This window comes from Paenibacillus segetis (assembly GCF_014639155.1).
Classification (GTDB): Bacteria; Bacillota; Bacilli; order Paenibacillales; family Paenibacillaceae; genus Fontibacillus; species Fontibacillus segetis.
On the sequence record NZ_BMFT01000001.1, the window covers coordinates 1,722,346 to 1,743,170 of the forward strand.

Below are 20,825 nucleotides of genomic sequence, written 5' to 3' on the forward strand. Positions count from 1 at the left end.
TAAGATCGTAATCCTTTCTTAACTTTTTCTTAGTACATGAGGTTATACATCATGCTATGATAAAATAGTGTGCATACTAGCCTCAATAAAAGGATGATCATTCTTATGAGTAAACAAATATTAATAGTTGATGATGACGATAAAATTGCTAAATTGATTGAAATTTATTTGCATAATGAAGGATATGTCGTGTTCAAAGCAGATAATGGACTCACGGCACTGGATATGATGGAACAGGAAGATATCCATTTAATCATTCTCGATGTGATGATGCCCGGATTGGATGGCATCTCGGTGTGTATCAAGATTAGGGAAACGCGAACGACTCCTATCCTGATGCTCAGCGCTAAAGATGGCGATATGGATAAGATCACGGGTCTGATGACCGGTGCTGATGATTACATGGTAAAACCGTTTAATCCTCTGGAGTTGGTTGCTCGGGTGAAATCGTTACTTCGACGCTCATCCTATGCCTCTATTCAATCACCACAAGCTGCTCCTGAGCATATTATTAAATTTGGCTCGCTGCAAATTGATAAGGAGACACATTCAACTACGATTGATGGACGCTCTGTCAAACTGACACCGATAGAATTTGGAATCCTGTTTCTACTAGCCAGCCATCCGGGGAGAGTATTCGGGTCGGAGGAAATATTTGAGCTAATATGGAAGGACAAGTATTTCGAGAGTAACAATTCGGTTACGGTACATATCAGTCGACTTCGGGACAAGCTGGAGAAAGAAATGGATGGTGAAAAGCTGATTCACACGGTATGGGGGGTTGGCTATAAACTTGAAAGCTAGTCTACGTTTTGTTGCATGGTTGTTCTGGACAATTGTAACTACGCTCGGCTCCGTGCTGTTACTTGTCCTATTAAGCAAATTATTCTATAAATTTTATCCAAGTGTAACTTTTTATTCAGTTATGGCATGGATCAATCTTAATATTGGTTTTCCTTTAGCATATTATCTCCTTGGGGTCCCCATACTGCTATTGTTCTCACTATATTTCTACCGGCGAAGTGTCAGACGACATGAAGAGAAGTATCTGAAATTGTTGATTGAAGAAGTTCATAAGATGGAAGATGATTCAGCAAATAGAATTCCAGTAGAGAATGTAGGACAATTGGGTCAATTAGCGAATGACATTAATCGGATGGTAGACAGGCTTAGAACCTCCATGGATGAAGAACGACGTGCAGAGCGAACCAAGAATGAACTCGTCACGAATGTCTCTCACGATTTACGAACACCGTTAACATCCATTACAGGTTACTTGGGTTTAATCGAACAGGATCGGTATCGGGATGAAGTAGAGCTGCGTTATTACGTCAACATGGCCTATGAGGAATCCATACGACTGAAGAAGTTGTTACAAGATCTATTTGAGTATACAAGACTCCAGGACAAGGAAATGAAACTCTTTCGAAGCAAGATTAATTTAGTGGAAATGCTGAATCAGATCGCTGCACATTTCGCTTGGCAGTTGCAAGAGAGTGGCATGGAATGTAGGCTCATGATGGAGGAGCAACAGCTATTTGTAATGGCTGATGGCGATAAACTCAGGAGGGTGTACGAGAACTTGATTTCGAATGCCATCCGCTATGGTCATGACGGCAAATATTTAGATATCCGTGCACGTGTCGATGGCCAAGAAGTCGTTACCGACGTAGTTAATTACGGGGAACCTATTCCCAAGTCCGATCTACCTCATTTGTTTGATCGTTTCTATCGCGTGGAGAAGTCACGTGCGAAGCATACGGGTGGCTCGGGAATTGGCCTTGCCATTGCCAAGCACATCGTTGATCTGCATCACGGAAGCATTGGCGCAGACAGTGATGAGTACCGGACAGTCTTTACGGTTAGACTTGGGCGAGATTACAATTCATAAAATTCAAAATATTTTTTTGAAAAAAGCGTAAATTTTTAAGAAGATAACGCGTTATTCCTTTGATGGAATAACGCGTTTTTTGTGCTTAAACTTAAATTTCAGGTTAAGAATGCACTGAAAATCTTAATATAATCTTAAGGATTTCTTAGTTTCTAAGTAAACTCTATCCCTCATAATGAACAATGGTAAGAGACATACATGAGACCATGAAGCTTCTTTTACAGAAGCACTGTAATTATTAGGAGGATCATTTAAATGAAAACTAAAGGAATAGATCAAATATACCGTGTTTATAGTAATGATGTATATCGTTATTTACTCTACTTAGGGCGGAATCACCATACTGCTGAAGATTTAACTCAAGAAGTGTTCTGTCGAGCTTTGAAGCATGTAGAACTTTTGGATGGTAAACGGACGAAAGCATGGTTGCTTCGGGTGGCCCATAATGCCTATATCGATCGTGTGCGCAAGGAAAGTCGTTCATCTATTCATGATCAAGAGTATTTTTATGACTTTGCAAGTGAAGATACCCCCGAGTCTTGTATGGTTCGTCAAGAGAATCGTAAGGAATTATATGGGATGTTATCTATGTTACAGCCTAATCAGCAGCATGCGGTACTTCTGTATGATGTACATGGCTTTTCATATCAAGAATCAGCCGATTTGATGGGGATTACACTATCGCATTTCAAAATTATTCTATACCGTGCCAGACAAAAGCTCCGTCAATTTAGTGAGTCGGCCTAATAGTTGTAAGATGACCATGATTGTATTCTCAAATACAATTATGGTCATTTTTTCTTTTTTATTGTAGGATATAGAATACCATAAAAAGTAATATTTACATTTACCCGCACTAAAAATTACAATTTGGGAGGGATTCGCATGATACCGCAACGAGTTACATTGGTTACTTTAGGAGCTATTGATCTACCTAGTCTTAGAGCGTTCTACAAAAGATTAGGATGGGAGGATACACCCGCGAGTACGGATGAATATTGTGTGTTTACAACAGCGGGAGTTCTGTTAAGTTTGTTTCCATATCATGAATTGGTAAAAGATGCAGGACTAGATGTGCAGGCCGAAAGCGGTGCGAAACCCTCCTTTAGAGGTATCTCGCTTGCCATCAATGTTGAAGAACCGGAAATGGTTGATGATGTAATCAAGAAAGCTCGTGAAGCTGGGGCAGAAATTCTTAGGGAACCTGAGGAGGCTTTCTGGGGAGGTCGTACAGCGTACTTTGCTGATCCTGAATATCATGTTTGGGAAATTGCCTGGAATCCGTCGGCTGTGTTTGATGAGACTGGTGCCATGATCTCATTCTAACTTTATTTTAGAGACAGTCAGTTTTTAACTTTATTTGACGGCTGGAGGATCTCTTCGGTCGTCTTTTACATTGTTGTTCTCTTTTAAAATGGAACATTGTACCTCATAATAGAATGGTGAAAACCAATTCAGAGGAGGATATGGACGGTGCCAAACCATTTACAGGATACAGTAACATTGAACAATGGAGTAAAAATGCCATGGCTTGGTCTTGGTGTATACAAAGCGCAAGAGGGTGATGAAGTCGTTCGCGCAGTCAAGTCGGCGATTCAGGTCGGCTACCGTAGTATTGATACGGCAGCAGCGTATCATAATGAAGAAGGCGTCGGTCAGGCTATAGCGGAAGCCATCCAAGAGAATGGACTGTCCCGTGAAGATATTTTTGTTACAACAAAAGTATGGAATACTATGCAGGGTTATGAGACTACCCTTGAAGCATTTGAAACGAGCTTAAGCAAATTGAATCTGGATTATATTGATTTATATCTGATTCATTGGCCAGTGGGGGGCAAATATAAGGATACTTGGAGAGCGCTTGAGAAGGTGTATAAAGAAGGGAAAGTGCGCGCTATCGGGGTAAGCAACTTTAATATCCATCATTTGGAGGATCTACTCACGGATGCCGAGGTTGTTCCTGCGGTCAATCAAGTGGAGTTTCACCCGCAATTATTCCAGAAGGAACTTCTAGAATATAATCATGACAAGGGGATCCAACTTGAAGCATGGTCGCCGCTTGGGCAAGGGAAATTAATTGAGGATGAATCATTAAAGGCCATCGCTGCAAAATATGGTAAAACACCCGCACAAATCATTTTGCGTTGGGATTTACAAGTCGGTGTTATTACGATTCCTAAATCAGTGAATGAACATCGTATTGCGCAAAATGCTGATATTTTTGATTTTCAATTGGATGGGGAGGACATGGCTGCAATCGAGGCCTTAAACCAGAATAAACGGTTTGGCTCCGATCCAGACAATTTTATTTTCTAATTATAATTTAGATGGAGAGATAAAGATGAATCATACTGCTGCAAAATCAGCATCACCAGCAAAAACCGTCTATCCTATTTTATTTGCGATTAGTATGGTCCATTTGCTCAATGATACGATGCAATCTGCTATTCCAGCATTATTTCCGGTGCTGCGTGAATCGTTATCCCTTAACTACGGACAAATTGGCTGGATTGCCTTTGCAATGAATATGACGGCATCGGTTTTCCAACCGCTTGTCGGTTTATATTCAGATAAACGCCCAAGGCCGTATATTCTTCCGTTAGGTGTATTTTTTACACTGATTGGGGTGCTTCTGCTGGCATTCGCACCTACTTATGGAGTTATTTTGTTAGCCGTGACATCTGTCGGTTTGGGTTCATCCGTGTTTCATCCTGAGTCATCTCGTGTTGCTTATCTAGCTGCAGGAGAACGCCGGGGTTTGGCGCAATCGATCTTTCAGGTTGGTGGGAATGTCGGGACCTCACTAGGACCACTGATGTCAGCCTTGATCTTTATTCCACTTGGGCAAGGAAGTGTTGCTTGGTTCGCCTTGGCTGCAATTATTGCTATTGTGATACAGTTCTTCGTTGCCAAATGGTATGGAACGCAAGTGATTCAGCCTCGTCGGAAAAAAACACAAGGTAGCGGGCAATCAGCTGCCAAATCGGCACTTAGCAAGGGAAAAGTTACTTTTGCGATTACGATACTCATTCTGTTGCTATTCTCCAAAAATGTATATTCCATCAGCATTTCAAATTTCTACGCTTTTTTTCTAATGGATCATTACGGGGTGCCTAAACAAGAGGCTCAATGGTATGTATTCGCATTCCTGGCTGCAGCTGCAATAGGAACGTTTTTTGGTGGGCCGCTTGCGGATCGATTTGGTCGCCGAAATATTATCTGGTTATCGATACTAGGGACAGCACCTTTTTCACTCATGCTACCTTATGCCAACTTGTTCTGGTCGGGTATACTCGTCGTATTAGCTGGATTCATCATGTCGTCGGCGTTTTCGATCATTGTTGTGTATGCGCAAGAGTTACTTCCGGGTAAAGTTGGACTCGTATCGGGATTGTTCTTTGGACTTTCTTTTGGCCTAGGTGGATTAGGTTCAGCGTTTCTGGGTAATTTCGCTGATCAAATGGGGATTTTCTATATCATGAAGTTATGCGCATTCCTACCTTTGATTGGGCTGTTGACCATGCTATTACCGAAGGATGAAGCTTTACAAAGTAATTGAATACATATGCGGTAGGTGGTCAAGTGGCAGTGGTGTGACTGTGGCTTTATCAGGAAAAACTCCATGTACTTCGTTGAATTAATTGACAGAGGTTATGATTAAAAGGAAAAACTCCTGTTTATTTGCGATTATTTCGTTTAAATGACGTTTTAATGCAAAATTAACGGGATTTTTTCCATTTAGTGTAGTTTGTATAAGCAAATAGCTTAATTTAGCTGGAGTTATTCCTGATAATGTTAGGAATCAATTCATGTGAGGTATAATTAATGTCTATTCTAGCTGTGGAAATAGAAGTTAGTTTGAAGATATTGAGGTGGATATTGAAGTGAACTCGAAAATAACAAATCTGGATACTCAGGGGTTATTAGATGCAATTAGTCAAAATGCTGATATGATGGCGGATTTACGGTCCGTATCCTTATTGTCTTTACCCCAGGCCTGCATCGCTGCAGGATATATCCGTAATTATGTATGGGACATTTTGCATGGTTATGAGATCAGAACACCTTATAATGATGTTGATGTTATTTATTATGATCCTTCTTGCATCGAGGAAGAAATCGAGAAGAGCTATGAGGCTAAGCTAAAGGAAGTAAGTCCAGCTCATCAATGGTCAGTGAAGAATCAAGCGCGAATGCATCTGAAAAGTGGAGCATCTGCGTTTCGTTCTGTTGAGGATGCGATGTTATATTGGCCAGAGACGGCCACGGCGGTTGGGGTTCGTTTGGATGCGCGGGGAGAGGTCGAACTCATTGCACCACATGGGATGGATGATTTACTGACACTCCGTCTTCGTCAAAGTTCGTATTGCCGGGACCATCAATTGTTTATGAAACGGATTACCGACAAAGAATGGTTACGCATTTGGCCGCAATTACGAATTGTTGAGGATGTATAAATGATTATTTTACTGATTTTTTGAAAAATGCTTGACGCATGGTATATCCTCGTGATATTATCTTAATTGTCGCTGATGCGATAAGGTTAACAAGCGCGTGTGGCGGAATGGCAGACGCACCAGACTTAGGATCTGGCGTTTCACGACGTGGGGGTTCAAGTCCCTTCACGCGCATAAGATGTTCTACAGGAATGAGTCGATTGCTTTCGCAGTCGGCTCATTTTGTTTTATTAGGTAAAGTGTAAACTTACATCTAATTATATGGAAAATAAAACTTGACTTTCACTATCCATTCTTGTTATTATATTAAATGTCGCTGTTGCAGTTTGCATCTAGGACAGATACGGTGAACGCCGTAATCACACGCGCGTATGGCGGAATTGGCAGACGCACCAGACTTAGGATCTGGCGTTTCACGACGTGGGGGTTCAAGTCCCTCTACGCGCATAAAGAAGAAAGCCTTGGATATCAAGGCTTTTTTCTTGTTTATTAATGAATTTACCTCAGGATGACCCCATTAAAAAGAGAGTGGAGAGACTAAGAGCCTCTCCATGATGCTTCTTCCTACACTTTGATGTCTAGATTGCCGCCTAGATTAGGTAGGACACTTTGCTCCATCATTTTGATGAGTGCTTGTCCTTCTAAGGTAGCTTGATCTTTTGACATTTTAAGAACAGAGATACTAACGTCTTGTTGTAAGCTGGTTTGTGCCATTCTAGATGAAAGTGCAGCAATATCCATGATGTCTACCTCCTATAAAGTTAAGTACATTTATTTTATCGGTAAGATGACACGAAAAGATAAGTAGGTTAACTCACTCCACAAGAGTGAGTTTTTTTTATTATTGACGATTTACCAATAGGAGGTGATTCCCACTTATACCTCACATTCATTTCATTGAACTCAATGCAGGATACAAAATTGTCCCAATCTTCAGGGCACTTTATGGTAAAATCTCAATGAACATTGCTCGCACACTAATATAGCAAAACCTACTTATATCGATTACTGACTGTGGAGGGAAACATGAGGTTTATACGTAAATTGTTACTGTTCGGATGGTTAGAAGCAATATCGTGTATTTTTCCCGTTATTATTTTTTCGACGCTTGGATTGACCAAATTTATCGAAATACCTGGAATAGCTAGATATGATTTGATCCTGATTATCTGTTTGTTAGCTCAAATTGGTATGGTTCTGTTCAAGTTGGAAACGCTGGATGAACTTAAAGTAATCTGTATGTTTCACGTCATTGGACTTGGATTAGAAATATTCAAAGTACATATGGGGTCCTGGGCTTATCCTGAAGAAGGGTGGAGTAAGGTGTTCGGGGTACCTCTCTACAGTGGGTTCATGTACGCGAGTGTAGCCAGTTATATTTGCCAGGCTTGGCGTAGATTCGATCTACACATCACGGGTTGGCCAAAGACTATATTCACGGTCATGCTCAGCACGGCGATATATCTTAATTTCTTCACCCATCATTATATTGGAGACTATCGTTGGATATTGATTGGACTACTGTTGATCGTGTTCTTCCGCACATGGGTCAATTTCACCTTATCAGGTACAACCTTACGAATGCCGATGACCTTAGCATTTTTTCTGATTGGTTTCTTCATCTGGATAGCTGAGAATATATCAACTTTCCTTGGAGCTTGGCGTTATCCTAATCAGGAGCATATCTGGCGGGTAGTTCATCTTGGTAAAATAAGCTCATGGTTTTTACTAGTCGTTATCACTATGATCATTGTAGCTCAGCTCAAGCATGTCAAAGCCGGGAAGAGTAAAGAAAAGGAAGTTGAAATAACAATTAATCACATTAAACATTAAGGGGGTTAATTTATGAAAAAAGGTTATTTTTATTATTTTCTCTGGATGGTAGGTGCGCTGTTACTTGTTTATTACGGGAATCGGTTCTTGGATATCATGGCGCAAAAAAATGATTCTTTAGGAAAAGTGGATTACACCTTAATCGGGAAAATTATTTATGCTTTCATCTTCGGTATTTATTTGAGTCTATTAAATGGTATTCCGAACCGACGCAAGTTTCATAGACCGCTGTTTTTCTTTGTGTTTTTACCGAGCTTTCTGCTATTGATCTATCCTATTATTTCGCTTTATGTTACCTTGCCGTACAATTCACTTTATAACGAACATGTGGCCAAGTGGAGTGGGTATTTCTTCTTTGGTTTGTTGACTGGACTCGGTTTTATGAAAAGTCTGTTTATAACCAGATAATCTGTGAGTATCAATGAGGAAAGAGGTGGATGTTATGAGTAATATTTTGGTATTAGGTGGATCACGTTATTTCGGTAAAAGGTTGGTAGATTTGCTGCTTCATGAGGGAATTCACAACGTAACTGTTGCTACGCGGGGTTTAACAGAGGTGAATTATGACGGTCCTGTTCAACGTCTAATCTTGAATCGTACGGATCAGCAGGATTTAAAGAAAGCTGCGGTCGCTGGACCTTGGGATGTTGTTTACGACAACATTTGTTATTCACCTAATGATGCATTAGCCGCTATAGATACTTTTGACGGCCAAGTTGGTCGCTATATTTTAACTTCTACATTATCTGTCTATGATTGTGCTGAGTATGCACTGAAAGAAACGGCATTTGATCCGTATCAATATCCACTGCGTAAAGGTAATACTTCGGATTTCAATTATGCAGAGGGCAAACGGCAGTCAGAAGCCGCCTTCTTCCAACATGCAAACTTTCCGGTTTGTGCCATGCGAATTCCCATTGTTCTAGGACCAGATGATTATACGAAAAGATTGCATTTTCATGTGGAACGTGTGATGAATGGAACTCCCATTGGTGTACCAAATCCAGAAGCTGCGATGTCGTTGATTACCTCGGCTCAAAGCGCATCCTTTTTGCATTGGCTAGCAAGTGCACCTATAACCGGACCGGTTAATGCTTGCTCCGACGGCAAACTGAAAATTCGGGAGATCATTTCGCTGATAGAAAAAGAAACGGGAGCAACAGCGGTTATCAAAGCTGATACAGAACCAACGGACATGTCACCGTTTGGCATCCCCTCCAATTGGTACATGGATACTTCCAAAGCCCGCAAAGCGGGATATTCATTCGATAAAATCAATGATTGGCTTCCTGATTTAATCGGGGATATTGCTAGTGGGCGAGCTTAAGTTAGTTAACATTTTGGGAACGAATTGAAATAGGAACAAATAAGACATCCAATCGATCATAAATCCGTTAGGGGGCTAGATATATGTCTTTTGAACATCAGACGGTAATCGTTACAGGGGCTGGAAACGGTATAGGTAGAGGTGTAGCGGAAGCTTACGCTCAGCGTGGTGCATCCGTTGTACTGGCCGATATCGATACAATCAATGGGGAGAAAGTAGCCAACCACTTGAACAATTTGGGTGGTGAGGTTATCTTTGTACCTTGTGATGTTAGACAAGAATCCAACATCATCCAAGTGATGTTAACAGCGTATGAGAAATTCGGAAGTGTTGATGTAGTTATAAATAATGCCGGTATTTCGCGCTTCAAGCCGGTATTCGAATTAACAGTAGATGAATGGGACGATGTTCTGAATACCAATGTGCGAAGCTGCTTCTTGGCTTCAAGAGAAGCCGCGAAGTATATGAAGAAGAATAAAAATGGAGGCGCTATCGTAAATATTGCGTCTACGCGCGCCTTGATGTCTGAACCAGGCTCCGAGGCTTATGCCGCTTCCAAGGGGGCGATTGTATCCATAACCCATGCGCTCGCGGTGTCTCTTGGTAACGAAGGAATTACGGTGAACTGCATAAGTCCTGGGTGGATCGAGACTGGGGATTATAGTGCGCTTGCAGAGAGTGACCACCGTCAGCATCCAGCGGGGCGGGTTGGAAAGCCTACCGACATCGCTGAAGCTTGTCTTTACTTAACACATCCTGACAATAAGTTTGTGACCGGGGCGAATCTAGTGATTGACGGTGGAATGACTCGAAAGATGATCTATGAGCCATAAAATATTAAGTGAAAGACGCACAATCTATAGGCCATTTCTGAAATCGGTGCTTGACAAAACCTGCGTACCAGTGGAGTTTTGGAGGAATGTGAACAAGTGAAGCGTTCGCCTTTAAATGAGAACTTCAACCACTAAAATCGTATATTTAAGAAATTCTCATTTAACAGCGATGATAACATCCTTCAAAATGTAACGTTACTTCCTAATTTATTACGTCAAGTACCGATTTTGGTTTTGAACCAATTAATTGCCCAGCCATCCGAGGAGCATGCCGCCAGCGGCCCCTGCAATAACAACACTCCAGGAAGGTAGTTTCCAATAGCTGAGCATTCCAAATAACAGAAGTGCCAGCACGAAATCTCCGGTAGAGTTAACGGAGGTCGTCCAAATGGGGTTATATAAGGCAGCCAATAAAATTCCAACAACTGCAGCATTAACACCATGGAGTGCACCTTGAATATGATGGTTGTGACGGAGCTTGTTCCAAAATGGAAGGACACCAACGATGAGTAAGAACGCAGGTAGGAATATGGCAATTGTAGCAATGATGGCCCCAGGTATCCCATTAACTAATGTTCCCAAGTAAGAGGCGAATGTGAAGAGAGGTCCAGGAACAGCTTGAACCAATCCATATCCAGCAAGAAAATCGGACTCGGTAATCCATCCAGTTTGAACAACTTCACTTTGAAGTAGCGGTAGAACAACATGCCCACCGCCGAAGACGAGCGAGCCTGTCCTGTAGAAGCTATCAAACAACATGAGTCCACTTACATGACCATCGGGGTTAAATAAGCGTCCTAATAAGGGTAAGAGTACAAGCAATCCGCAGTACAAACCCAAACATACGACCGCCCATTTCCGCGAAATCGATATGACTAGCGAAGTCTCGGTCACAGTTTCATTTGACTTACGGTACAACCATAGACCAAGTAGTCCAGCAACAGCAATTACGAGCACTTGACTGAAGGCATTTGGCCAGAGAAGTGAGACAGTCGTAGCAAGTACCGCGATTGTAGCACGACTTCGTCCCGTGGCCAGTTTACTTCCCATACTCCATACCGCTTGGGTTACAATAGCAACGGCTGTAAGCTTCAACCCGTGAAGCCAATAAGCACTGCTGATATCCATCCCTTGCATGAATAACGCAAAGATAACAAGTGCAATGGCTGACGGTAGTGTAAAACCAAGCCATGCAGCAATCGCTCCAGCTAAGCCGCCTCGGCTTAGTCCGATACCGATACCGACCTGACTGCTGGCTGGTCCGGGTAGGAACTGACAGAGTGCTACAAGATCGGCATAACTTTTTTCATCCAACCATTTTCGCCGCATTACATATTCTTCATGGTAGTAGCCTAAGTGGGCGATGGGGCCTCCAAACGAAGTGGTCCCAAGTTTCGCTGATACCGCTAATATTTCAAGGGTCCGCAAAAGTTTATTTTTGTGCAAAGACTTGATGTTTGGTTGCGATTGCAATCTATCCAAATCGGAATCTCCTTTCTCAAAGCACCTTTCGAATGATTACTCGAATTCCTCTCAGCCTAACATAGATTTGTAAAGAGAGGATTAGAAGAAGATAGGGTTCAGACATTCGTCAGGGAGTCCGTAATTCTATATAATGTGAGTTAGCGATATATTATAAGTGATCCAAGGAGGATATAAGATGCGTATTGGAATAATTGGACTCGGAAGCATCGCGTGTAAGGCCTATTTACCGGTGATTACGGGAATTGAACATATCCAGCTTGTATTTTGTACACGGAACCGTGACAGGCTGGAACAGTTAGCAAGTAAGTACCGTGTTAGCGAAACTGCAGAAAGTGTTGAAGAGCTCATTCAAGCTGGAGTTGATGCGGCTTTTATTCATACAAGTACAGAATCTCATGTGAGCATCGCGGAGCAATTGATTAGGAACGGGATTCATGTCTTTGTAGATAAGCCAATCTCTTACCACTACGAGGAGTCTAAGAGACTTGTTGATTTAGCCGAAGAGGCCGGAGTGACTCTAATGGTCGGCTTCAATCGGAGGTTTGCTCCGATGTACGCGTCGATGAAGGAGCAAAATGATCTGCGATTAGTTCATTTGCAGAAGAATCGAATGGCTTCACCTGATTTCGCCCGCCGATTCATCTTTGATGACTTCATCCATGTGGTGGATACGATTCGCTTTCTTGCTCCAGGTGAAATTACAGAAACCTCTGTTTCATCCTATATTCAAGATGGGAAGCTCCATTTTGTTAAGCTTCAACTTCAAGGAGACGGATTTAATTTTACAGGTCTGATGAATCGTGATTCAGGTACAAATGAAGAAACGCTTGAAGTAATGAATCCAGGAAATAAATGGGTCATTGAAGGGTTGAACACGACAGCTCATTTTAATGGAGGACAAGAAAGTAGACAGCAGTTTAATGATTGGGATCCCGTGTTATATCGTAGAGGGTTTGAGCAAATGATTTCTCATTTTATTACCTGCATTCGTGAGAACAAGCAACCGATGATTTCCTCGCGTGATGCGCTTGAGAGTCATCGCTTGTGTGAATTAATTGTAGGGCAAGTGGAAGCAAAAGGCGCTGAGGTCTGGAGCAAGTAATAGGTTGAACTCACCAGGAATTAGTTAAGAGAGGAGTGATTGTTTTGTTTGAGGATCTAAATGCGCGTTTGATCGAGTTAAAGGAACTTGGACGGAAAAAAGAGAAGTTGGAGGCTCGCTTAATTCAACTTCAGAAGGAACTTGCTGAGCTAGAGTCCACAAGGGATATGTGGCAACAAAGACTTGTTTTGGAAGAGAAGGACGTTGATAAGCTAACGGGGATGTCGCTGACTTATTTTTTCTACACAATTCTAGGTAAAAAAGATGAAAAACTGGATCAAGAACAGCGGGAAGTATTTGAGGCAAAACTTAAATACGACGAAGCTGAACGGGCGGTTATAGATACACTCGAACAAATCAATCATTTAGAGCAACAACTGAAAGACGTTCGATTCTGGAAGATGGATTATGATCAAATATTCCGGACTAAAGAGGAGCAGCTTCTTCGTGATAATGCCGAACTTAGAGAACTTACCGAACGCCGAGCTGAATTGAAAGTTCAATACAAGGAACTTAACGAAGCCGTCCAGGCCGGTCAGTCCGTTATTTATGATTTGGGTCGGGCAGAGGATGAATTGCGTTCCGCAAAGAACTGGGGCACCTATGATATGCTCGGAGGTGGGATGATTTCCACTCATATCAAACACAGCCGTGTTGATGAAGCGATGGAACATATTTATATAGCACAGAACAGTCTTCGACGATTCCAGAAGGAGCTGGGTGATGTGGGTGAGCATTTACCTGAGGACTTAGAAATTAGCGGTGCGCTTAAGTTCGGTGATTATTTCTTTGATGGATTCATTACGGATTGGCTGGTTCAGGGGCGGATTAATGATACGCTTGAACAGGTGAGAGAGAAGCAATCCAAGATCAATAGGATGCAGTCTGGTTTAGAATCTGCAAAACGCAAAGTCGAATCTGAGTTAGCTACCATTGAACGGAAGTACATCCAAACGGTTGAACTATATAAGTAATATTATATAAAAAAGAACAGGTCATGATGATGTTACCCCGTGCTACTAAATGGGTATAACTTCGTAATGACCTGTTCTTTCTTTTTTTGATTAATGTAGAGCGTTTTGAATATGTGCTAAATGATGATTGCCATGCCATGCATAAATGCCAATGTTTTTTTCTAAAGTCACTAATCCAGAATCAGGATGATGAAAAGTTCTCTTTAGTTGGTCATCAGTTAAACTTCGTAGTAAATAGCTCCATCGTTCATGCAAGCTTTCAATGATTTGAAGAGAGCCCTCAATTGGAAGTTTGTTATCTGATAAATTAGCCCATTCATTTTGATCATACGGTTTAATTGTTGGATTGTCTTCGGTTAATGCTAACTTAAAACGAATATAAGCATTCATGTGGCTATCGGCAATATGATGTACAACTTGGCGGATTGTCCAACCATGCTCACGATATGGGCAATCTAACTTTTGATCTGACAAATGACGTACTACCTCAATTAGTCTACTTGGAAGCCCACGAATTTCATCAATCCAATTTGTGATCTCATCAAACGTAATAGTAGCTGGACATTCAAATTGACCAATGGGGTACTTTTCATTCATCCGATACATCTCCTCATTTCTTATCCTGAAATATATCTTATCACTTACTTATCTGGGAAAACTACAGTTGTTTTTGAGCCTGCGCTCTACGAACGATTAAAAAGTAGCACATGAGAGCGCTAATGCTGGAAACAGCAATGACAATTCCCATTGGTACTGCTGTTTGATCACCGCCAAGACCAACGAGTGGTGCTACTACAGCGCCGAGGATGTAGGGTAATAGACCGAGCAGTGCTGAAGCGCTGCCAGCGGATTGACTCTGATTCTGCATTGCTAATGGGAAGCTTGCAGTTCCAACGATACCAACGCAAGATACAACGAAGAATAATGGTACGAGGACAGCGAATAGTCCGCCACCCGTCAAAATAACACTCAACAAAACGATAGAGGAAATTGCCGACAGCCCTAAACCGAAAGTTAGTAGGGAGGATTCTTTAAATCTTCCTGCAAGACGCCCTGTTGTCTGTGTAGCAATAATGATGCCTACACCGTTTATAGCGAAGATTAGACTATACATTTGCTCTGATACATGGAATATATTTTGCATTACAAAAGAAGAACCGGAAATATACCCAAACATAGCTGCAGTTACAAGACCTTGGGATAAGCAGTATCCGATAAATACCCGGTCCTTCACGAGACGTCTGAAGGTTAACAAAGTCTCTTTCATCCCACCAGATTGTCGTTGATCCTTGGGTAATGTCTCGGGAAGTCCTAATAGAACTGATAACATCATGGCAACACCAATCAGACTTAGCACGACGAACACACCACGCCATGATACGAAATTCAGTAGTTGCCCACCAAAGAGTGGTGCCAGTATAGGAGCAGCTCCGTTAACAAGCATGAGGAGTGAGAAGAATTTCGTAAGCTCCGTGCCGGAATACATATCACGTACGATCGCACGCGAGATAACGATTCCCGCTGCCCCTGACAACCCTTGTATGAAGCGAAATGCAATCAAGAACCAGGCTGATGGTGCGAAGACGCATAGCAGTGAACTCAATGCATACATGGTTAAAGCAAAAATTAGGGGAGTACGTCTACCACGTACATCGCTTAGTGGTCCAGCCACGAGTTGGCCAAGCGCAAGCCCAAGTAGACAAGCTGTTAGGCTAAGCTGAGCCATAGAGGCGGTCGTGTTAAGATCGCCTGCTAACTTCGGAAGTGCAGGGAGATACATATCCAGTGAAAGTGGTCCGAAGGCAGATAGACTGCCAAGAATAAGGATGGATTTTAATCGACCTGATCGTGATATTGGACTGTCAGAGATAGAAGAATTAACTGTGTTTGTATTCATTCGATGGAACATCCTTTCTACCAAACTACTTCTCTTTTTGACGCAGATTTGTCCATTATACTATATAGGATAAAGATGACGTAAGCGTCTTTAGGTAATTAAGTGCGGACTTATTTTTACTCAATTATTTAAAATAAGAATAATATTGTTTAAATTAACAATTAATGTATAATAAAGGTGTGATTAATGATACACTATCGCCAGTTAAATAAGTATATACCAGCTATATTTTGTAATCTAAGTTCAAATCTCACTCCATTTTTGTAATCGCTTTCATTAATAGTTTTACTTGTGCTGTTATAAACTCTCAAAGAGTTTATATACACATTCTGTATAAAGGAGGATCAGGATCGGAAGGACAAGCCATTATGGGTAAAGTTTAACTCAGAGGATGACATCGAAGGGAGGTATCGCTTAAGGAATTGCTTGTGTATGGAACTTTATTCTAACTTTTAACATTAAGAGGAGGGAGTTTATATTGACGACTTTACGTTTAAATCAACCTGGAATGATAAAAGTACTACTTACAAGCTGTATGGCGCTAATGCTAGCTATTATTATGTTATTTGTGCTTGAGGGAAAAGCCTCTGCCCACGGTTACGTGAATAATCCATCAAGCCGTGCTGACCTATGTGCCTCTGGAATAAATAAAAATTGTGGCCTCATCATCTATGAGCCTTATAGTCTTGAAGCGCTTAAAGGGTTTCCTGCAGCAGGTCCGGCTGATGGTAAGATTGCCAGTGCTAACGGTGCGTTCGCCCCACTTGATGAGCAATCAGCGACACGCTGGAATAAGGTGAACATAAGCCCAGGTCCGACTACGTTCAATTGGAATATAAAAGTCCCACACTCTACATCAAGTTGGAAATATTACATTACCAAGCAGGACTGGAATCCAGATGCGCCACTTACCCGAGCCTCATTCGATTTGACTCCTTTCTGTAGCGTTTCTTATAAAGGAACGCCTGGAAATACTTATTCTGACACTTGCAATGTTCCTAATAGAACGGGGTATCAGGTTATTCTAGCGGTATGGGAGATTGCTGATACAGCTAATGCTTTCTATAATGTTATCGATGTTAACTTTGCTGGCGATGTCGATAATATAGCTCCAACTGCACCTACTGGTGTAGCGGTGTCTAATATTGCAGCGACAAGTGCAACAGTTGTATGGGGAGCTTCTACAGATAATGTTGGTGTTGCTGGCTACCGGATATTTAATGGTGCTACGCAAATTGCTTCAACTAATGGAGTATTGAGTTACAATTTGACCGGTCTGACATCCAGTACAGCCTATAACATTACAGTAAAAGCATTTGATGCAGCTGGTAATGTATCCGCATCGAGTAACACGGCTTCCTTTACAACCCTTGCTGTCACCGGGCCGGATGTTGATCCCCCTTCAGCTCCAACAAGCCTTCATGTCATGGGTAGTGCAACCTCAACAACAGTACCCCTGATGTGGAGCGCATCGAGTGATAACGTTGGGGTGACAGGTTATCAAATATTCCGTGGATCTACACTTGTGGATACGGTATCAGGATCTACTTTGGAATATTTAGTCACTAATTTATCGCCGAGTACAGCTTACTCTTTCACCGTAAAGGCGGTCGATGCCGCTGGGAATGTATCGGCAGCGAGCAACACGCTTAACGTAACGACACCGGCTGCACCTACCACTTATCCAGCATGGAGCGCGTCAACGGTCTATGTGGGTGGCAACAAAGTGACGCATAACGGTGTTAACTATGAAGCCAAATGGTGGACACTGGGGGAAACGCCTGGTTCAAGTGGGGCAGACGTATGGAAAGTGATTCCTTAACTACCTTCTAAACGATTAATAAGAAAGATGACTTCTGATCTATCCATTCTATCAGAAGTCATCTTTCTATGTTCTTATAGACTACGAAACAATTTAGATTGACGGATAATTGACCACCATATAATATAATGATAACATATCGCACTCAGGGGGCGTAAGGTATTTGCATATCATGATGCTTTAATGCTTTTATGGATGAAAGCGTTAACCAATTCATGCTCTATGTATTTAATGTGATGAAGTTTTTATTTTATGGAGGGGGACGGTATAAATGAAGAAGAAATTAGGTGCGATCTTGGCGGTATCCGCGCTATTGATCAGTGTAGTAGGATGCGGAAACAACAGTAATAAGAGTAGTAGTAGCGGTAATGAGGGAGGTTCAGCAGATAAGACATCTTATAAAATTGCGATCTCGCAAATCGTTGAACATCCGTCGCTCGATGCGACACGTGAAGGTTTCCTAGCTGCACTCAAGGATGCTGGAATAGTAGAGGGAGACAACTTGAAGCTTGATTATAACAATGCACAAGGAGATCAAAACAATAATAATACGATTGCGCAAAAAATTGCCGGAGAGAAATACGACCTTGTTCTGGCTATTGCAACACCGACAGCTCAAGCGATCGTCCAAAATGTGAAAAACTCACCAATCCTCTTTGCAGCTGTAACGGATCCAATTGATGCGAAGCTTATTGACAATCTGGATCACCCAGGCGGCAATATCTCTGGAGCTTCCGATACAAACCCGGAAGCCATTTCGAAATTGATGGATTTCTTAGCTGCCAATGTTAAAGATGTGAAAAATGTAGGTATTGTGATCAATCAAGGTGAACCCAATTCGGTGATTATGGCCGACTATGCTGAAAAAGCGCTCGATAAACATGGGATCAAGCTTGTGAAGGCATCGGTAACGAATACATCAGAAGTGAAGCAAGCAGCAGAGTCTTTAATAGGCCGTGTGGAAGCTCTCTACATTACGCTTGATAATACGGTCGTAGAAGCAGTTAGTTCGGTTATTCAAGTGGCGAATGAGAACGATATCCCTTTCTTCTCTAGTGATCGCGATTCGGTAGAAAAAGGTGCTTTTGCTACAGTAGGATTCAAATACTATGATCACGGTTATCAAGTTGGTCAAATGGCTGTTGAAGTGTTGAAGAACGGTAAAAAAGTTGGAGATATGAAAGTAACGGTACCAGACAAACTCGACTTGATTCTTAATTTGAAGGCGGCAGCTGAGCAAGGAATAGAAGTGACTGACGCAATGAAGGATCAAGTGAAGGATAAAGAGAACAACCTTCTGGAATAGGTTTCTCACCAATACGTAGGAGGAACACATCATGTTGAACTCGTTGCTCGGAGCGCTTGAATCGGGAATGATCTATGCCCTGATGGCGTTAGGGGTGTATATCACTTTTCGAATATTGGATTTTCCTGATTTAACGGTTGATGGCAGTTTTACGACGGGCGGGGCGATTGGTGCAGTTATGATAACTGGGGGCGTTGCTCCTTGGATCGCAACAATTGCCGCTTTTGGTGGAGGTATGGTAGCAGGAGCTCTAACGGGTTTGATCCATACTAAAGGTCGGATAAATGGTCTGTTATCAGGGATCGTGATGATGATCGCTCTTTACTCTATCAACATGAGGATACTGGGCAAGCCTAATGTATCATTATTAGGTGAAAATACATTGTTCAGCTCGGTACCAGTACTTTTGTTGATGCCATTTATAGTTATTATAGTGAAGCTATTATTGGATTTGTTCTTCCATACAGATCTCGGTTTATCGCTTCGAGCGACGGGTGACAATCAACGAATGATTCGTAGTTTCGGTGCGCACACCGATTATACGATTATTCTTGGCCTAAGTCTCTCGAATGGGCTAGTCGCGTTGTCAGGAGCGCTGATTGCTCAGAGCTCTGGATTCGCAGATATTTCATCCGGAATTGGGATGATTGTGATCGGGCTTGCTTCCGTTATTATCGGGGAAGCAATTTTCGGGGCAAGAACGGTATTCTTTGCCACACTTGCCGTTGTATTAGGTTCCATCGTTTATCGCTTTATTTATGCATTGGCGCTACGGATAGAATGGATTGAACAGACCGATTTGAAATTGATTACTGCCGTCATTGTCGTGGTGGCGTTAGTACTACCAACCATGCAGAGATCTCGGAAGCAGAAGATCATGGCGCGGAAGCGATCAAGTGAAATCGCAGCGGTGACCGACAAGATAAGCCTGGGAGGGGAACAATAATGCTGCAGCTTATTAACGTATCTAAGTTGTTCCATCCCGGTTCAGCAGACGAGAAGATCGCACTTGTAAATATTAACCTAACCCTAGAGCCGGGAGATTTCGTTACAGTGATCGGCAGTAATGGGGCCGGCAAATCAACGCTGATGAACATGATTTCTGGTGTAATTAAACCAGATGTGGGTCGTATTATTATAGGTGGGAATGATGTGAGTAACCTACCTGAATATAAACGAAGTCGCTGGATTGGGCGTGTCTTTCAAGATCCGATGGCTGGAACCGCACCCCATATGACGATTGAAGAGAATTTGGCAATGGCCTATACTCGTGGTCAAAACCGTGGTTTACGCATTGGTGTTACATCGAAGCGGCGCACGCTCTTCCGCGAGCAGCTTAGCCGTCTTGGGATTGGTCTTGAGGATCGTCTGCGTGCGAAAGTAGGTACATTGTCCGGTGGGGAGCGTCAGGCACTGAGCTTGCTTATGGCAAGTTTCACAGAGCCGCAAATCTTACTGCTTGATGAACATACCGCAGCACTTGATCCGGCAAGAGCCGAATTGGTGACTCAGCTCACGCAGAGCATTGTCAGCGAATTGAAGTTGACGACCCTGATGGTTACACATAACATGGAACAAGCTATTCGTTTGGGCAATCGCTTAATTATGATGGATAATGGGCGAGTAATCCTTGATGTAAATGAGGATAAGAAGTGTCATCTGACGATGGAGCAGTTGCTGGGTGAGTTTGAAGCGATTAGTGGACATAAGCTATCGGATGATCGCGTTATGCTTGGTTGACTCCTTCTGGGGATTGTAGTAACCTACTCGGAAACGGAAGAGCCCGATGTTTGAAAATGTTGCAAAGCCTATTGCGGGGATTTTTCAACCGTAATAGGCTTTTTCAATTAATTGCGGGGCAGAACGCCTGTTTTTGTCGTATTATTAAGGAGAATGGT

21 protein-coding genes and 2 tRNA genes are annotated in these 20,825 nt (G+C 42.2%); 19 read left to right on the forward strand and 4 right to left on the reverse strand.

The window, feature by feature from the left end; translation table 11 throughout:
• The first annotated feature begins 105 nt into the window (after nucleotides 1-105).
• The 9 genes from IEW05_RS07850 (at nucleotide 106) to IEW05_RS07890 (ending at nucleotide 6,795) form a co-directional block, all read left to right on the forward strand.
• Nucleotides 106-804, forward strand: coding sequence for a response regulator transcription factor (locus IEW05_RS07850; protein WP_188537441.1), 699 nt, complete (start codon nucleotides 106-108; stop codon nucleotides 802-804).
• Nucleotides 794-1,891, forward strand: coding sequence for a sensor histidine kinase (locus tag IEW05_RS07855; protein WP_188537443.1), 1,098 nt, complete (start codon nucleotides 794-796; stop codon nucleotides 1,889-1,891). The genes IEW05_RS07850 and IEW05_RS07855 overlap by 11 nt, the downstream gene beginning before the upstream one ends.
• Nucleotides 1,892-2,146: 255 nt before the next feature.
• Nucleotides 2,147-2,638: an RNA polymerase sigma factor gene (locus IEW05_RS07860; protein ID WP_188537445.1), complete on the forward strand. Its 492-nt coding sequence runs from the start codon at nucleotides 2,147-2,149 to the stop codon at nucleotides 2,636-2,638.
• 138 nt (nucleotides 2,639-2,776) lie between these two features.
• On the forward strand, nucleotides 2,777-3,217 hold the full coding sequence (locus IEW05_RS07865; RefSeq protein ID WP_188537447.1) for a VOC family protein: 441 nt from the start codon (nucleotides 2,777-2,779) through the stop codon (nucleotides 3,215-3,217).
• Between the two features lie 147 nt (nucleotides 3,218-3,364).
• Nucleotides 3,365-4,207 (forward strand): aldo/keto reductase, encoded by an 843-nt coding sequence (locus tag IEW05_RS07870; protein ID WP_188537449.1) that lies wholly within the window; start codon nucleotides 3,365-3,367, stop codon nucleotides 4,205-4,207.
• Between the two features lie 25 nt (nucleotides 4,208-4,232).
• Nucleotides 4,233-5,450: an MFS transporter gene (locus IEW05_RS07875; protein ID WP_188537451.1), complete on the forward strand. Its 1,218-nt coding sequence runs from the start codon at nucleotides 4,233-4,235 to the stop codon at nucleotides 5,448-5,450.
• A 325-nt stretch (nucleotides 5,451-5,775) separates the two neighbouring features.
• Nucleotides 5,776-6,348, forward strand: coding sequence for a nucleotidyltransferase family protein (locus IEW05_RS07880; RefSeq protein ID WP_229753294.1), 573 nt, complete (start codon nucleotides 5,776-5,778; stop codon nucleotides 6,346-6,348).
• 93 nt (nucleotides 6,349-6,441) lie between these two features.
• A tRNA-Leu gene (locus IEW05_RS07885) sits at nucleotides 6,442-6,522 on the forward strand.
• A 191-nt stretch (nucleotides 6,523-6,713) separates the two neighbouring features.
• A tRNA-Leu gene (locus tag IEW05_RS07890) sits at nucleotides 6,714-6,795 on the forward strand.
• A gap of 117 nt (nucleotides 6,796-6,912) precedes the next feature.
• On the opposite strand, the gene IEW05_RS07895 is transcribed toward IEW05_RS07890, so the two are convergent.
• Complete coding sequence (locus IEW05_RS07895; RefSeq protein ID WP_188537453.1) at nucleotides 6,913-7,089, reverse strand: YjfB family protein; 177 nt, start codon at nucleotides 7,087-7,089, stop codon at nucleotides 6,913-6,915.
• A gap of 285 nt (nucleotides 7,090-7,374) precedes the next feature.
• On the opposite strand from IEW05_RS07895, the gene IEW05_RS07900 reads away from it, so the two are divergent.
• From IEW05_RS07900 to IEW05_RS07915, 4 genes are all read left to right on the forward strand, one after another.
• The gene (locus IEW05_RS07900) at nucleotides 7,375-8,181 is read left to right on the forward strand and encodes a DUF817 domain-containing protein (RefSeq protein WP_188537455.1); all 807 of its coding nucleotides are present in this window, start codon (nucleotides 7,375-7,377) and stop codon (nucleotides 8,179-8,181) included.
• 12 nt (nucleotides 8,182-8,193) lie between these two features.
• Nucleotides 8,194-8,589, forward strand: coding sequence for a hypothetical protein (locus IEW05_RS07905; protein ID WP_188537457.1), 396 nt, complete (start codon nucleotides 8,194-8,196; stop codon nucleotides 8,587-8,589).
• Between the two features lie 34 nt (nucleotides 8,590-8,623).
• Complete coding sequence (locus IEW05_RS07910) at nucleotides 8,624-9,508, forward strand: NAD-dependent epimerase/dehydratase family protein (RefSeq protein ID WP_188537459.1); 885 nt, start codon at nucleotides 8,624-8,626, stop codon at nucleotides 9,506-9,508.
• Between the two features lie 83 nt (nucleotides 9,509-9,591).
• Complete coding sequence (locus tag IEW05_RS07915; protein WP_188537461.1) at nucleotides 9,592-10,341, forward strand: SDR family NAD(P)-dependent oxidoreductase; 750 nt, start codon at nucleotides 9,592-9,594, stop codon at nucleotides 10,339-10,341.
• Nucleotides 10,342-10,584: 243 nt separating this feature from the next.
• Here the strand turns inward: IEW05_RS07915 and IEW05_RS07920 are convergent, their stop codons facing one another.
• Nucleotides 10,585-11,814 carry a chromate transporter gene (locus IEW05_RS07920; RefSeq protein ID WP_373285824.1) on the reverse strand — a complete coding sequence of 410 codons (1,230 nt, stop codon included), beginning with the start codon at nucleotides 11,812-11,814 and terminating at the stop codon, nucleotides 10,585-10,587.
• 187 nt (nucleotides 11,815-12,001) lie between these two features.
• Between IEW05_RS07920 and IEW05_RS07925 the strand changes: the two genes are divergently transcribed.
• Both IEW05_RS07925 and IEW05_RS07930 read left to right on the forward strand, forming a co-directional pair.
• Complete coding sequence (locus tag IEW05_RS07925) at nucleotides 12,002-12,928, forward strand: Gfo/Idh/MocA family protein (RefSeq protein WP_188537463.1); 927 nt, start codon at nucleotides 12,002-12,004, stop codon at nucleotides 12,926-12,928.
• Nucleotides 12,929-12,963: 35 nt separating this feature from the next.
• Nucleotides 12,964-13,902 (forward strand): V-type ATP synthase subunit I domain-containing protein, encoded by a 939-nt coding sequence (locus IEW05_RS07930; protein ID WP_229753295.1) that lies wholly within the window; start codon nucleotides 12,964-12,966, stop codon nucleotides 13,900-13,902.
• A gap of 90 nt (nucleotides 13,903-13,992) precedes the next feature.
• On the opposite strand, the gene IEW05_RS07935 is transcribed toward IEW05_RS07930, so the two are convergent.
• A complete protein-coding gene (locus IEW05_RS07935; protein WP_188537466.1) occupies nucleotides 13,993-14,499 on the reverse strand; it encodes a YfiT family bacillithiol transferase in 507 nt (168 codons plus the stop codon).
• A gap of 61 nt (nucleotides 14,500-14,560) precedes the next feature.
• Nucleotides 14,561-15,799, reverse strand: coding sequence for a multidrug effflux MFS transporter (locus IEW05_RS07940; protein ID WP_188537468.1), 1,239 nt, complete (start codon nucleotides 15,797-15,799; stop codon nucleotides 14,561-14,563).
• A 478-nt stretch (nucleotides 15,800-16,277) separates the two neighbouring features.
• Here IEW05_RS07940 and IEW05_RS07945 point away from each other — a divergent pair, with 478 nt between their 5' ends.
• The 4 genes from IEW05_RS07945 (at nucleotide 16,278) to IEW05_RS07960 (ending at nucleotide 20,667) form a co-directional block, all read left to right on the forward strand.
• Complete coding sequence (locus tag IEW05_RS07945; RefSeq protein WP_229753296.1) at nucleotides 16,278-17,621, forward strand: lytic polysaccharide monooxygenase; 1,344 nt, start codon at nucleotides 16,278-16,280, stop codon at nucleotides 17,619-17,621.
• A 271-nt stretch (nucleotides 17,622-17,892) separates the two neighbouring features.
• Nucleotides 17,893-18,927 (forward strand): ABC transporter substrate-binding protein, encoded by a 1,035-nt coding sequence (locus IEW05_RS07950; RefSeq protein ID WP_188537470.1) that lies wholly within the window; start codon nucleotides 17,893-17,895, stop codon nucleotides 18,925-18,927.
• A 31-nt stretch (nucleotides 18,928-18,958) separates the two neighbouring features.
• On the forward strand, nucleotides 18,959-19,873 hold the full coding sequence (locus tag IEW05_RS07955; protein WP_188537472.1) for an ABC transporter permease: 915 nt from the start codon (nucleotides 18,959-18,961) through the stop codon (nucleotides 19,871-19,873).
• Nucleotides 19,873-20,667, forward strand: coding sequence for an ABC transporter ATP-binding protein (locus tag IEW05_RS07960; RefSeq protein ID WP_188537474.1), 795 nt, complete (start codon nucleotides 19,873-19,875; stop codon nucleotides 20,665-20,667). The genes IEW05_RS07955 and IEW05_RS07960 overlap by 1 nt, the downstream gene beginning before the upstream one ends.
• Nucleotides 20,668-20,825: the final 158 nt, after the last annotated feature.

What these genes read in the sequence shown, in the direction of transcription:
- IEW05_RS07960 (WP_188537474.1), top strand. Translation starts at nt 19,873, where the DNA reads ATGCTGCAGCTTATTAACGTATCTAAGTTGTTCCATCCCGGTTCAGCA.
- IEW05_RS07850 (WP_188537441.1), top strand. Translation starts at nt 106, where the DNA reads ATGAGTAAACAAATATTAATAGTTGATGATGACGATAAAATTGCTAAA.
- IEW05_RS07935 (WP_188537466.1), bottom strand. Translation starts at nt 14,499, where the DNA reads ATGAATGAAAAGTACCCCATTGGTCAATTTGAATGTCCAGCTACTATT.
- IEW05_RS07865 (WP_188537447.1), top strand. Translation starts at nt 2,777, where the DNA reads ATGATACCGCAACGAGTTACATTGGTTACTTTAGGAGCTATTGATCTA.
- IEW05_RS07950 (WP_188537470.1), top strand. Translation starts at nt 17,893, where the DNA reads ATGAAGAAGAAATTAGGTGCGATCTTGGCGGTATCCGCGCTATTGATC.
- IEW05_RS07925 (WP_188537463.1), top strand. Translation starts at nt 12,002, where the DNA reads ATGCGTATTGGAATAATTGGACTCGGAAGCATCGCGTGTAAGGCCTAT.
- IEW05_RS07940 (WP_188537468.1), bottom strand. Translation starts at nt 15,799, where the DNA reads ATGAATACAAACACAGTTAATTCTTCTATCTCTGACAGTCCAATATCA.
- IEW05_RS07875 (WP_188537451.1), top strand. Translation starts at nt 4,233, where the DNA reads ATGAATCATACTGCTGCAAAATCAGCATCACCAGCAAAAACCGTCTAT.
- IEW05_RS07915 (WP_188537461.1), top strand. Translation starts at nt 9,592, where the DNA reads ATGTCTTTTGAACATCAGACGGTAATCGTTACAGGGGCTGGAAACGGT.
- IEW05_RS07900 (WP_188537455.1), top strand. Translation starts at nt 7,375, where the DNA reads ATGAGGTTTATACGTAAATTGTTACTGTTCGGATGGTTAGAAGCAATA.
- IEW05_RS07895 (WP_188537453.1), bottom strand. Translation starts at nt 7,089, where the DNA reads ATGGATATTGCTGCACTTTCATCTAGAATGGCACAAACCAGCTTACAA.
- IEW05_RS07905 (WP_188537457.1), top strand. Translation starts at nt 8,194, where the DNA reads ATGAAAAAAGGTTATTTTTATTATTTTCTCTGGATGGTAGGTGCGCTG.
- IEW05_RS07860 (WP_188537445.1), top strand. Translation starts at nt 2,147, where the DNA reads ATGAAAACTAAAGGAATAGATCAAATATACCGTGTTTATAGTAATGAT.
- IEW05_RS07910 (WP_188537459.1), top strand. Translation starts at nt 8,624, where the DNA reads ATGAGTAATATTTTGGTATTAGGTGGATCACGTTATTTCGGTAAAAGG.
- IEW05_RS07955 (WP_188537472.1), top strand. Translation starts at nt 18,959, where the DNA reads ATGTTGAACTCGTTGCTCGGAGCGCTTGAATCGGGAATGATCTATGCC.